The organism is Chloracidobacterium thermophilum B, from assembly GCF_000226295.1.
Classification (GTDB): Bacteria; Acidobacteriota; Blastocatellia; order Chloracidobacteriales; family Chloracidobacteriaceae; genus Chloracidobacterium; species Chloracidobacterium thermophilum.
Genome location: NC_016024.1, coordinates 1792247 through 1804847 on the forward strand (window position 1 = coordinate 1792247; position 12601 = coordinate 1804847).

General features: G+C 57.0%; 13 protein-coding genes. 4 read left to right on the forward strand and 9 right to left on the reverse strand.

Annotated features, from left to right (window positions below; translation table 11 throughout):
* Positions 1–13 precede the first annotated feature (13 nt).
* The 8 genes from rplW to rpsL all read right to left on the reverse strand — a co-directional run bounded on the left by rplW (position 14) and on the right by rpsL (position 6348).
* Positions 14–316, reverse strand: coding sequence for a 50S ribosomal protein L23 (gene rplW, locus CABTHER_RS07330; RefSeq protein ID WP_041569699.1), 303 nt, complete (start codon positions 314–316; stop codon positions 14–16).
* Positions 317–327: 11 nt separating this feature from the next.
* On the reverse strand, positions 328–993 hold the full coding sequence (gene rplD, locus CABTHER_RS16630; protein ID WP_228374037.1) for a 50S ribosomal protein L4: 666 nt from the start codon (positions 991–993) through the stop codon (positions 328–330).
* Positions 994–1008: 15 nt separating this feature from the next.
* Complete coding sequence (rplC, locus tag CABTHER_RS16635) at positions 1009–1647, reverse strand: 50S ribosomal protein L3 (RefSeq protein ID WP_081464780.1); 639 nt, start codon at positions 1645–1647, stop codon at positions 1009–1011.
* A gap of 25 nt (positions 1648–1672) precedes the next feature.
* On the reverse strand, positions 1673–1996 hold the full coding sequence (gene rpsJ / locus CABTHER_RS07335) for a 30S ribosomal protein S10 (protein ID WP_014099978.1): 324 nt from the start codon (positions 1994–1996) through the stop codon (positions 1673–1675).
* 34 nt (positions 1997–2030) lie between these two features.
* A complete protein-coding gene (gene tuf / locus CABTHER_RS07340; protein ID WP_014099979.1) occupies positions 2031–3218 on the reverse strand; it encodes an elongation factor Tu in 1188 nt (395 codons plus the stop codon).
* A gap of 34 nt (positions 3219–3252) precedes the next feature.
* Positions 3253–5367, reverse strand: coding sequence for an elongation factor G (fusA, locus tag CABTHER_RS07345; RefSeq protein ID WP_014099980.1), 2115 nt, complete (start codon positions 5365–5367; stop codon positions 3253–3255).
* 23 nt (positions 5368–5390) lie between these two features.
* Entirely contained in the window at positions 5391–5864 is a 474-nt protein-coding gene (gene rpsG / locus CABTHER_RS07350; protein ID WP_041569144.1) for a 30S ribosomal protein S7, read from the reverse strand.
* A 64-nt stretch (positions 5865–5928) separates the two neighbouring features.
* A complete protein-coding gene (gene rpsL, locus CABTHER_RS07355) occupies positions 5929–6348 on the reverse strand; it encodes a 30S ribosomal protein S12 (protein ID WP_041569145.1) in 420 nt (139 codons plus the stop codon).
* Between the two features lie 580 nt (positions 6349–6928).
* Here rpsL and CABTHER_RS07360 point away from each other — a divergent pair.
* Positions 6929–8041, forward strand: a complete 1113-nt coding sequence (locus tag CABTHER_RS07360; protein WP_041569700.1) for an ABC transporter ATP-binding protein — start codon at positions 6929–6931, stop codon at positions 8039–8041.
* Positions 8042–8061: 20 nt separating this feature from the next.
* Here CABTHER_RS07360 and CABTHER_RS07365 read toward each other — a convergent pair whose 3' ends face one another.
* Positions 8062–8970 carry an ADP-ribosylglycohydrolase family protein gene (locus CABTHER_RS07365; RefSeq protein ID WP_014099984.1) on the reverse strand — a complete coding sequence of 303 codons (909 nt, stop codon included), beginning with the start codon at positions 8968–8970 and terminating at the stop codon, positions 8062–8064.
* A 147-nt stretch (positions 8971–9117) separates the two neighbouring features.
* Here CABTHER_RS07365 and CABTHER_RS15745 point away from each other — a divergent pair, with 147 nt between their 5' ends.
* From CABTHER_RS15745 to CABTHER_RS07380, 3 genes are all read left to right on the forward strand, one after another.
* Positions 9118–9942: a cytochrome C assembly family protein gene (locus tag CABTHER_RS15745; protein WP_014099985.1), complete on the forward strand. Its 825-nt coding sequence runs from the start codon at positions 9118–9120 to the stop codon at positions 9940–9942.
* Positions 9943–10045: 103 nt separating this feature from the next.
* The gene (gene hemA, locus CABTHER_RS07375; protein ID WP_014099986.1) at positions 10046–11395 is read left to right on the forward strand and encodes a glutamyl-tRNA reductase; all 1350 of its coding nucleotides are present in this window, start codon (positions 10046–10048) and stop codon (positions 11393–11395) included.
* A complete protein-coding gene (locus CABTHER_RS07380) occupies positions 11392–12600 on the forward strand; it encodes an NAD(P)/FAD-dependent oxidoreductase (protein WP_014099987.1) in 1209 nt (402 codons plus the stop codon). Before hemA ends, CABTHER_RS07380 begins: the two co-directional genes overlap by 4 nt.
* The last annotated feature ends 1 nt before the right edge of the window (position 12601 follow it).

Below are 12601 nucleotides of genomic sequence, written 5' to 3' on the forward strand. Positions count from 1 at the left end.
TCCCTAGTGTATTTTACAAAGAATTTGCATAATCTTCTATGCTGTATCCAGGGGCAAGGGTAACGTAGGCTTTTTTCCAGTCACTCTTCTTGCCTACATAGCGTCCCCGGCGCACCGTCTTACCTCTGTAACTTGCTGTATTTACGGATCTAACCTTCACATTGAAGAGCTTTTCTACTGCATTCTTAATGTCTATCTTTTTTGACTTCTTATTGACTCGCAAAACAATCAACTGACCTACATTGAGAGCTTGATCTCTCAAGTTGAGGGCTTTCTCACTTACCAGTGGCGATTTTATAACTTCATAGATTTTCATTTTCCCCACCATCACTGTCCCTGTAGTATCCGGGTCAAACATTCAGTTAGAGCGGTAAGTGCTCTTTGGCTAATCAGTATTTTCTCATGCAGAAGGAGATCGTAGATATTGAGACCCAGTGAGTTTATGAGCTTCACGCCCTCAAGATTTCTTGAAGCAAGCAGTAAGTTTCTGTTTTCCGTTGAGTCCAAGATTAATACCTTATGACGGTCCAACAGTCCAAGTGCACATAACTTAGACCTGAAAAGTTTTGTTTTGTGGCTTGGCAGATTAAGGTCATCAACAACAACGACTGCCCCCTCGCGAATTCGTTCAGCAAAAGCAGTTGCAATCGCCTTCCAACGCTTCTTCCTTGGAAGAGTGTATGACCAATCTCGCGGTTGAGGTCCGTGAACGTTTCCACCACCCTTCCACAAAGGTGAGCGAAGACTTGAAACACGTGCCCTTCCCGTCCCCTTCTGCTTCCACAACTTCCTACCTGAGCCAGAGACATCTCCCCTTGTCTTAGTAGCAACCGTTCCTTTACGTCCCCTAGCACGATACTCGTGAACAGCTTCCCATATTAGTGTGTTGTTCAGCTTCTGCTCAGATAAAATACTATTTATCTCTAAATCAATGAGCGGCTCGCTGTCTAAGTTATACATTTTCACCGTTAACATCTTTAGGACCTCTGTCACGGAGCTGAAGCTGACCTATGAAACCGAAGTTTTCTTGATAACAAGATAGCTCCCATTAGCACCAGGAACAGCACCTCGGACAAGGATAACCCCTGCACTTTCATCAACCTTTACAATTTTTAGGTTTTTTACTGTGCAGTTTCTATTTCCCATGTGCCCAGCCATCCGGCTTCCCTTGAAAACCCGCGAAGGAAAAGCCGAGGCTCCAATTGAGCCGGGTGCACGGTGAAACATTGAACCATGTGTCGCGCGCCCACCTCCAAAGCCATGGCGTTTAACAAAACCAGCAAAACCACGCCCCTTTGACTTCCCGGTAATAGTGACAAGTTCATCTGACTTGAATATGTTAGCTAGAATTAGTGACCCTATTGGAAAATCATTAACATTCTTCACTCGAAATTCTCTAAGAAGCCGTGTTGGTGGAGTTCCTTTTGCTGTTTTTTCAAAGTGACCACGAAGTGGCTTCGTTACCTTCCTGGGTGCCTTGGCTTCAACCAATCCAACTTGGATAGCATCATAGCCATCTTTAGCTTGAGTTTTATGCTGAGTTACAACACAAGGACCAGCTTTTATGACTGTCACTGGAACCAAGACACCATTCTCTTGGAAAATCTGTGTCATGCCAATTTTTATACCCAAGATACCAGTTGCCATATCAATATAGCCCTAACTATACAAACTACTTTTTTTCTTTGAAGAAGGTCTTTATCTGGACGTCAACTCCGGCCGGTAAATCTAGCTTCATAAGAGCATCTACTGTCTGAGGTGTAGACATCAAAATATCAACCAACCGTTTATGAGTGCGAATTTCAAACTGTTCCCGTGATTTTTTATCTACGTGTGGCGAGCGAAGAACTGTAAAGCGACTCTTCGACGTAGGCAGCGGGATCGGTCCAGCTACACGCGAACCCGTCCGGCGGGCCGTCTCGACAATTTCCATTGCAGACTGATCGAGTATCCGATGGTCGTAAGCTTCCAACCTGATACGTATTTTATCGTTCATCTCAGTTCTCCCTAGGCGGCGAGAAAAACCCAACTCATTCGAGGATTTCCGAAATCGTACCTGCGCCGACCGTCCGTCCCCCCTCCCGAATCGCAAACCGCAGCCCCTTCTCCATGGCAATCGGCGTAATCAACTCCACCGTCAACGCCACATTGTCCCCAGGCATCACCATCTCCACCCCCTCCGGCAACTCCGTCACCCCCGTCACGTCCGTCGTCCGAAAGTAAAACTGCGGCCGATACCCCTTGAAAAACGGCGTGTGCCGCCCACCCTCCTCCTTCGTCAACACGTACACCTCCGCCCGAAACTTCGTGTGCGGCGTAATCGTCCCAGGCTTCGCGATCACCTGCCCCCGCTCTATCTCCCGCCGCTCCACACCCCGCAGCAGCAACCCCACATTGTCCCCAGCCTGCCCCTGATCCAGCAGCTTCCGAAACATCTCCACCCCAGTCACCACCGTCTTCCGCGTCGGCCGTATCCCAACCACTTCCACCTCGTCCGACACCTTCACCACACCACGCTCCACACGCCCCGTCGCCACCGTCCCGCGCCCCGATATCGAAAACACATCCTCCACGGGCATCAAAAACGGCTTGTCAATGTCCCGCACCGGCGTCGGTATGTAGTTGTCCACCGCCGCCATCAACTCCTCTATCTTCGCCTCCCACTGCGGCTCCCCGTTCAACGCACCAAGCGCGCTCCCCCGAATCACCGGTATCTCGTCCCCGGGAAAGTCGTACTTCGACAGCAACTCCCGCACCTCCAACTCCACCAAATCCAGCAACTCCGCATCGTCCACCATGTCGCACTTGTTCATAAACACCACCATCGCCGGCACCCCAACCTGCCGCGCCAGCAAGATGTGCTCCCGCGTCTGTGGCATCGGCCCGTCCGTCGCCGCCACCACCAATATCGCCCCGTCCATCTGCGCCGCACCCGTAATCATGTTCTTGATGTAGTCCGCGTGCCCAGGACAATCCACGTGCGCATAGTGCCGCGTCGCCGTCTCGTACTCCACGTGCGCCGTGTTGATCGTAATCCCACGCGCCTTCTCCTCCGGCGCCGCATCAATCTGATCGTAGGTCTTCTTCTGTACCTTCGGATTCTTCTTCGCCAACACCGACGTAATCGCCGCCGTCAACGTCGTCTTCCCGTGATCCACATGCCCAATCGTCCCAATGTTGACGTGCGTCTTACTCCGGTCAAACTTCTCCTTTGACATGGCTACTCCTCAAAAACCAGATTTACCTTGGCACTCAGTTTGCGGCTGCCCCTTTTGCCTTGGCAATAATCTCTTCAGCCACGGACTTGGGCGCTTCCTCATAGGATTTGAAATGCATGGTGTAAATAGCGCGCCCTTGCGACATCGAGCGCAACACCGTCGAATAACCAAACATTTCAGAAAGCGGCACTGCTGCAGAAATAATCCGCGAGCCAGCCCGCTCCGAAAAACCTTCAATTCGCCCACGGCGTGAACTCAGGTCACCAGTAATCGCTCCAAAGTATTCTTCTGGCGATTCAACTTCCACAGCCATTACCGGCTCCAACAAAACGGGCTTGGCTTTCTTTGCAGCATCCTGGAAAGCCATCGAGCCTGCAATTTTGAAGGCCATTTCGTTTGAGTCAACCTCATGGTAGCTGCCAAACACCAACTCCACCTTGACATCAACAACCTCATAGCCCGCAAGGATTCCACGCTCCATGGCTTCCTTGATACCAGCCTCGACAGCCGGAATATATTCACGTGGTATCACGCCACCTACAATTTTGTTCTCAAAAACAAAGCCTGAGCCCGGATCAAGTGGATATAGTTTGATTTCAGCATGTCCATACATCCCACGACCGCCGGTTTGCCGGACATATTTTCCAACTCCTTCAGATGGCACACGAATCGTCTCACGATAGGCAACTTGGGGCCGTCCTACATTGGCGTCAACGTTGAACTCCCGCTTCAGGCGATCCACAATAATCTCAAGGTGCAACTCTCCCATCCCGGCGATAAGCGTCTGGTTCGTTTCCGGGTCAGTTTTGACCCGGAAGGATGGGTCTTCCTGCGCCAGACGACCAAGCGCCACACTCAACTTGTCCTGATCCTGCCGCGTCTTCGGCTCAATGGCCACCTCAATGACCGGTGTAGGGAATTCCATTGACTCCAGAATAATGGGAGCCTTTTCATCACAGATGGTGTCACCAGTAATCACATTTTTCAGCCCGGCAACAGCCACGATTTCACCAGCATAGGCTTCCTCCAAGTCTTCACGCTTGTTGGCGTGCATCTGCATGACCCGGCCTACCCGCTCCTTGACTTCTTTTGTTGAGTTGAGAACGTAGGAGCCAGAGGTCAGAACACCAGAGTAAATGCGACAAAAAGCCAGTTGGCCAATATGCTTGTCGGAGAGAATTTTGAAGATCAAACCTGAAAAAGGCTCATCATCTGCAGCGCGGCGAATAGCCTCTTCACCTGTACGCGGAAGCACACCTTTTACGGGTGGAATATCAACTGGTGAAGGTAGATAGTACACAACAGCGTCCAGTAGCTGTTGAACACCTTTATTCTTGAAAGCTGAACCGCAAAGAACAGGAACGATATTCATTGCTATTGTTTCACGCCGCAAAACGGCACGCAGCTCAGCTTCTGATATATCCGCCCCCTCCAAGTACTTTTCGGCAATCTGGTCGTCAACGTCCGCAATCAGCTCGATCATTTTGTCACGAGCAGCTTTTGCCTCATCCAGAAGTGACCCGGTTGGCTGCGAGAAAAGCATTTTCTGCCCGTTGCTTTCCTCATCCCACCGCACAGCCTGCATGGTGATAAGGTCAACCACGCCCTCAAAAGCATCTTCAGCACCAATAGGATGAAAGACAGGAATTGGGCGGGCATTGAGGCGGTTGCGAATGGAATCCACGCTTTTGTAGAAGTCAGCACCTGCCCGGTCCATCTTGTTGATGAAGGCAATCCGAGGAACGCCGTACTTGTTCGCCTGCCGCCAGACGGTTTCAGACTGTGGCTGAACGCCAGCTACTGCATCAAACACTGCCACCGCGCCGTCCAAAACGCGCAGCGACCGTTCAACCTCAATGGTAAAGTCCACGTGTCCGGGCGTATCAATGATGTTTATCCGGTACTGGTCGCCTTCGACAGCACCACCAAGCCGCCAGAAGCAGGTTGTCGCTGCAGATGTAATTGTGATCCCACGCTCCTGCTCCTGAACCATGTAGTCCATCGTCGCCGAGCCTTCATGGACCTCCCCCAGTTTGTGGTTACGGCCCGTGTAGTACAGAATCCGCTCGGTCGTGGTTGTTTTACCGGCATCAATGTGTGCCATGATGCCGATGTTGCGAAACTTGTTCAGCGGCGCCTTCCGTGCCATAACGTCCTCACCACCCCAAAAAACTACCAACGATAGTGCGCAAAGGCACGGTTTGCGTCCGCCATGCGGTGGACCTCATCACGTTTCTTGACGGCTGCCCCGCGCAAGTTGGACGCATCGAGCAGCTCATTGGCCAGCCGGTCAACCATGGCTTTCTCGCCCCGTTGACGCGCATAAGTAATCAGCCAGCGTATGGCCAGGGCGTTGCCACGTCTCCGGTGATCCACTTCAATAGGCACTTGATACGTCGCCCCGCCCACGCGCCGCGAACGGACTTCGACCCGAGGCCGCACGTTGTCCAGCGCCTTTTTGAAGACCTTGAGCGGGTCATCATCCGTCTTGGCCCGGATGGTTTCCATGGCGCGGTAGAATATCTTCTCCGCCACGGAACGCTTCCCGTCCCACATCATGCAGTTGATGAACTTCGTCACAATCTCACTGTTGTAGATCGGGTCAGGCAGGACTTCTCTTCTTTCAGCAACTCGTCTCCGTGGCATAGCTTACCCACTCCACCTCAGCCTGAGAAAAACCTTCCCATCTCTTCGGGGACTGCTTCTTCGGCTATTTCTTCTTGACGGCAGCACCTTTTGCTGGTGCACCCTTGCCAGCCTCTTTGGGACGCTTCGCGCCATACTTGGAGCGCCCCTGGCGGCGATTGGCAACACCCACAGAATCCAGTGTCCCACGCACGACGTGGTAACGGACACCGGGCAGGTCCTTAACCCTTCCGCCCCGAATCAACACAATCGAGTGTTCCTGGAGGTTGTGGCCAATGCCAGGGATGTACGTCGTCACCTCAATACCATTGACCAACCGCACACGCGCCACCTTGCGCAGCGCCGAGTTGGGCTTCTTGGGTGTCTGCGTGTACACCCGGGTGCAGACGCCCCGCTTCTGCGGACATCCCTGTAGGGCAGGACTGCTCGTCTTGTATTTGACTTTCTCCCGTCCTTTCCGAACGAGCTGATTGATCGTTGGCACACCAACCTCCGAAAAAGCCGACGCTAAACAAGAACCGTCATTTCGCAGTGACTTGCCACTCCCAAACGGCTGGCCGTCACCTTGCGAGTGACCCAACGGTTTTCCGAGTGACGAAACGCCTATACTAAGCGTTTCCCCAAAGAACTGTCAAGCCCCAATCTGGTTGAGTGTTTCGTGACGCCGGAACTTTGGCTTCCGAGCCTGTCGGGCCCGCCGCCTGGCCAGCACTTCCCGCCCTTCGCGCCCGACAGGAACCAGGCAGACCAATGTCACCCTCGCTCGCAGGCATTCCCAGACAGACATTCCCGGACACAAAAAAGCGCTTCGCAACAGTGAGACAACAAAACGGCGTATGATGCAGTTTCAATAGAAGCAGAGCGCACTGAGTCAAGTGGCGTGACGGCTGAACCTTTGCACGAACGTGGTCAAGCGGCTTCGTGCAAAGTTTTTGGAACGGTGCGTTCTGCTTCTGTTTCAACGTAACGACCTTTACCTGCTGCTCGTTTCTGCCTACGATTGGTCGCCGGTTCTTCAGTGTAACGGCCACAGTAAGCCACTTACGCTGCTTTTGTGTCCTGCGATGTTACCTGCCGTCGAGGCTTTTGCGCTTACCAAGCGTTATGGCGCACACCTGGCGCTCGCGGAGGTTTCGCTGCGGGTCGAAGCCGGTGAATTTCTGACCCTTCTCGGTCCTTCGGGATGTGGCAAGACGACCCTGCTGCGGCTGATTGCCGGACTGACGGCACCTGACGCCGGGCAGATTTATCTGGCTGGACAGGAAGTCACCCACCTGCCGGCATACCGCCGTCCCGTCCACACGGTGTTTCAGAGCTACGCTCTGTTCCCACACCTGAATGCGTACGACAACATCGCGTTCGGGCTTGCCCGCAAAGGTCATGCGCCGCCAGCCATCCGGCAGCGCGTCGAAGCCTTGCTGGCACTTGTCGGATTGGAAGGCATTGCCTATCGCTACCCCCATGAACTTTCCGGCGGTCAGCAACAGCGCGTCGCTCTGGCGCGGGCACTGGCCTGTGAACCGCCGGTGCTCCTGCTCGATGAACCCCTGGCAGCCCTTGATCCACACCTGCGCCGCCACATGCAGCGCGAGCTGAAAGCCCTCCAGCACCAGCTTGGCACCACCTTCGTCCTGGTCACTCACGACCAGACGGAAGCCCTGATGCTCTCGGACCGGATTGCCGTCCTGCGTCGCGGACGAATCCTTCAAACCGGAACACCCCAGACGCTCCACGACGAACCCGAAACGGCCTTCGTTGCTTCGTTTATCGGCAACTGCAACCTGCTCCACGGACGCTTGCACAGCCTCCAGCCTCCAGAAGCTGGCGTCATCATTGGCGGTGCCATCGTCACCGCCCGGTGCCGCCACAGGGACGTAAAGCCCGGACAGCCCATCACCCTGGCTGTACGCCCGCAGTCACTCCGGCTTGAACGGGCCAGTGCAGACCAACCCCTTCCGCCGGGTCAGCTCACCGGAGTTGTGACCGAACGCCTGTACGTCGGGGCCGAAACCCACTGGACGGTCTGCCTTCCAGACGGACAAGCCCTCGTTGCCGCCCTTCGCCCGGAAACACTCCAAACCTGGGAGGTCGGCTCACAGGTTCACATCAGATGGCACCCGTCCCAGGCCGTCGTCGTCAAACCGGATGCTGCAGCCGACGACGAATCCCCGGTGTAGTTCCCCATTGTGCCGGTACATCACACGTGAACTGCCTGCGTGGCCAGCTCGAACAACCGCGCCCCAAGCACTTCAAGGCGGGCATGCCCTTCCAGGCGGTACACCCACCGCTGCGGCAACGCCAGACGGGTCAGTTTGGCTCCCAGCAAAGCCCCTGCCACCGCCGCGTTGGTATCCGTCGCGCCGCCCAGCGAAACGACGTTTACCAGACCATCTTCAACACCTGTGGCGGTCTTCAACGCCCACAAGCCAACCCCCAGCGCCCCCAGAGCGCTGCCGGAAACATCCAGTTGTGCCGGGTCAGGAGACGACACCACAGCCTGCCGCACCTCCGGCAGCACGTCACCTGGCAAACAGGCTTCAGGTGTGAAGGGTTTACCCTGGACAAGCTGCACCACAACCTCCCCCAGTACGAGTGCGGCCTGTACAGCAACCGGGTCCCAATGGGTCAGACGCGCCACAGCAACCATATCCGCCTGGCGGCGGGCAGCATCCATCACCCGGTACAAAGCCACCGGAAGGCAGCGCGTCAGATGCCCGCCATCCGGCGGACTGAACTCAGGATCAAAGGACGCCCCTTCAGAGGCTTCAGCCGGGCTTTCCCCGGCCTGAAGACGGCTCAGAACATGGCGTACCAGCGGCGTCATGTCCTTCGGATGGCTCCGAAACCAACCTTTCAACCGCCGGACAAGATCAGTCTCGTCCAGCGCCCGCTGCGTACAGATACTTTCCAGCGTCAGCAGCAGAAGCTGCCCTTCATCCGCCAGTTCACCGGGCGCTGACCGGACAGATGGCACGGGTTGGAATTCACGGAGCGACTCAAAACGGCCATACTCGCCAATGTCGTTGGCACTGAGACCTTTGAAGGGAAAGCCCAGCGCATCCCCAATCGCGGCCCCCAGCAGACAGCCCTGAAAGTTTTCCTTCATAACGGATTCACGCGGTCTTCAAATTCAGGCAGTTTTGTCGGCGGCACCAAAGCCGGACGAATTGAGCGCCGCCGGGCCGACACGTAACATGGCATTGGGTTGAACTTCGCTGGCACCTCCGCCTGGCCCTACCGGCAACTTCCAATCATGTCCACACTGCTGCTTATCGCCGTTGCATGTTATGCGTTTGGCGCCGGTCATGCCATCTTCACGGTGTGGCGGACACCCAATCCACGCTGGTTCTGGATTGCACTGTGGCTGATGGCGGCGGGTTTTGCGGCGCACACCTCGTCCATCGTCGTTCGCGGCTGGGAGGTCGCCCGGTGTCCCCTGCTGAGTTATCAGGAAGTCTGTTCCTTTCTGGGATGGTCCATTGCCGCATACTTTCTGGGCGCCTATCTGTGGTATCGCTCGAAATCGTTTGCGGCCTTCGCCATGCCGATGGTCTTTCTCTTCGCCCTGGCGGCCTGGCTTCTGCCAGCGCCAAGTGACACCGCCGCTGTTCTGAAATTTTATGGGCAGACAGCTTCCCTTCTGACCCTCCATGCCGTGCTGTTTGTCTTTGCCTACGCCGCCTTTGCCATTCTGTTCGTTGCTGCCATCCTGTACATCGTGCAGGAACGGCAGCTCAAGCAAAAACAGTTCGGCCCGCTCTGGTCCCGGCTGCCTTCGCTGGACACCTGCGATGATGTGAGCGGCAAGGCGCTCATGATCGGTTTTGTGCTGCTCACACTGGGCATCCTGACAGGGATTGTCGGCTCACGCCGGCTCAACGGCGTGTACTGGCATGGCGATCCGCTGGAGTTTCTGTCTCTGGCCACTTGGCTAATCTACTTTTGTGTGGTTCATTACCGTCTGACGGCCGGCTGGCGCGGCCGGCGGGCGGCCTGGTTGGGCATCGTCGGCTTCGCCATGGTCATCGTGAGTCTGGTCGGCATCGGCTGGTTCAACGGTTTTCACAGCATCGGTTAGCCCCCTCTGCCGACTTTTTGCCAACCGGACTGGTTTTCCTTGATGCGGCTTGGCAAGTTTTACGTCGCCCCTGCCCCCGGTTTTCCAGACAGGTGTTCAGCTCATGAACGTGCTTCTCGTCGGCATCAACCACACCACAGCTCCGGTCGGCGTGCGCGAGCGTCTGGCTTTTTCTGAAACCGGGCTGCCAGTCGCGCTCCAACGGCTGTTGGCTGGCGGCAGTGTCAGTGAAGCCGTCATTGTCTCAACCTGCAACCGGGTCGAAGTCATCGTTGTTCCCAGTCTGCCGACGGCCGAAGCCGTCGAGGCGGTCACGACCTTCCTCTGTGACTATCACGATGTCCCGGCAGGACAAATCCGCCCCTATCTGTACGTTCACCAATCCAGCGCAGCAGTGCGGCACGTCCTGCGCGTGGCCGCCAGCCTCGACTCCATGATTGTCGGCGAAAGCCAGATTCTGGGACAGATCAAACGGGCTTACGCCTTGGCAGCGGCTGCCAACACCGTGGGACGCCACCTGCACCGTCTGTTTGAGCGGGCTTTTGCGGTCGCCAAGCGTGTTCGGACGGAAACCGGTATCGGTGCCCATGCCGTTTCACTTGGCTCAGTCTCAGTGGAGTTGGCCCACAAGGTTTTTGACCACCTGACCGACAAGGTGCTACTGCTCATCGGCGCCGGAGAAATGGCCGAACTGGCTGCCAAGTGTTTCTTCGAGGCTGGCGTGAACTCGCTTTTCGTTGCCAACCGCACGCTGGCCCACGCACAACACCTTGCCGATTGTTTCAACGGCGGCGGCCGCGCCCTTGGACTGGATGAACTGCCAGCGCGGCTTCACGAGGCCGACATCGTTGTGGCGTCCACCGGGGCCACCACCTATCACATCACTCCGGCCATGGTTCGCGCGGCGCTGGACCGCCGGCGCTACCGGCCGCTGCTGCTTTTCGACCTTTCTGTACCACGGACTATCGCCCCCGATGTGGCTGTCCTTGACAACGCCTTTGTCTTTGACCTCGACGACCTCCAGCGCGTCATTGCCGCCAACCAACGGGAACGCCGCCGGGAAGCCGAACGCGCCGAAGCCATTGTCGAAGCCGAAACCGTTGCCTTCATGACCGAGGCCGACCGGCTCGACATCGGCCCCACCGTGGCCGCGCTCAGGGAACGCCTGACCGACATCTGTGCTGCCGAGTTTGAACGGCACCGGAAACGCCTTGGCCCGCTGACCCCGGAACAGGAAGCTGCCATGCGTCAGTTTTTGCTGGAAGGCATCGTCAACAAGACGCTCCATCCGCTCATCCTGGGATTGCGGGAAGCCGCCCGGCAGGGTTCCGAACTCGTTGACCTCCGGCGCGCTTTCGCCCTCGACAGCGTCTCCCTGAAAACCGATGCGGTCGCGGAAACCGATGCCGCCAACCCCCACGAGGAACCGGGCAGCCAACGCCTCTACCGATGACCTCGACTTCCTTCTGGCAGGCCACGGCCGGATGCCCTTCAGCTCCGGCCCCAAGGGTCAACGACGTTGACTGTCTCATTGTCGGCGGCGGAATTGCCGGCGCTTCGGCGGCCTATGCCCTGGCGCAAGCCAAACCGGACTGGAAACTGGCGGTCGTTGACCGACGCCGGATCGCTGGCGGCGCAACCGGCCGCAATGCCGGTTTTCTGCTTGCCGGAACGGCCGACCACTACGCTGTCGCCGTCGCCAGATACGGCCGCGAAACGGCACGCGCGGTCTTTGCCACGACGGTTGCCAGCCATCACCACATTCGGACGTTTCTGGCTCACCGTCCTGACGTGGAGTGTGACTACATCCCCTGCGGCAGCCTGACGCTCGCCGGAACGCAGGAAGAAGCCGAAGTTCTGGCGCACTCGGCCGAGCTGCTGCGCGAAGATGGCTTCGATGTGGACTTTGTTCCCCATGACCCGCTCCGGCGCGGCTTCTGCGCCGCCATCCGCAACCGGCACGATGCCGGTGTCCATCCGGTCAAACTCGTCCACGCCCTGCTCGCTGCCTCTGGCGCAGCCATTGTTGAAAACTGGCCCGTAGCCACGTTGGAGAGCACTCCGGCAGGTGTCGTCGTGCAGGGTGAACGCGGACAACTGCGCGCCAGGCGGGTCCTTCTGACGCCAAATGGTGAAGCGGCCAACCTCCACGCCTACTTTGCTGACAAGGTGTTTCCCAAACGCGGACAGATTTTCGTCACCGCCCCCTATCCCAGCCGGCTGCTCTCCGAAGTCGTCTATGCCAACGACGGCTACGAATACTTTCGGCAACTGCCTGACGGACGTTTTCTGTTCGGCGGCGGTCGGCGCGCCTTTGCCGCCACCGAAACAGGGACGGATGAAACGCCGACGGCAGATGTCCAGAACTTTCTGGAACGCTTCAGGGACCGTCACTTTCCCGAACTGATTGACCTGCCCATCACGCACCGCTGGGCAGGGACAATGGGCTTCACGCCGGATGGACTTCCCCTGTTGGGGACGCTGCCCGGTCAACCGGAGATTGCCTTCTCCATTGCCTGCCACGGCCACGGCATGGGCTTCAGTCTGGAAGTTGGTCGGCTGGCGGCTGAACTCGTCATCACCGGCAAGCCACCGGCGCTGTTCGATGTGGCACGGCTGGAACGCAATCCGGCTTCACGCCCGGCGGCGCACGTATGAG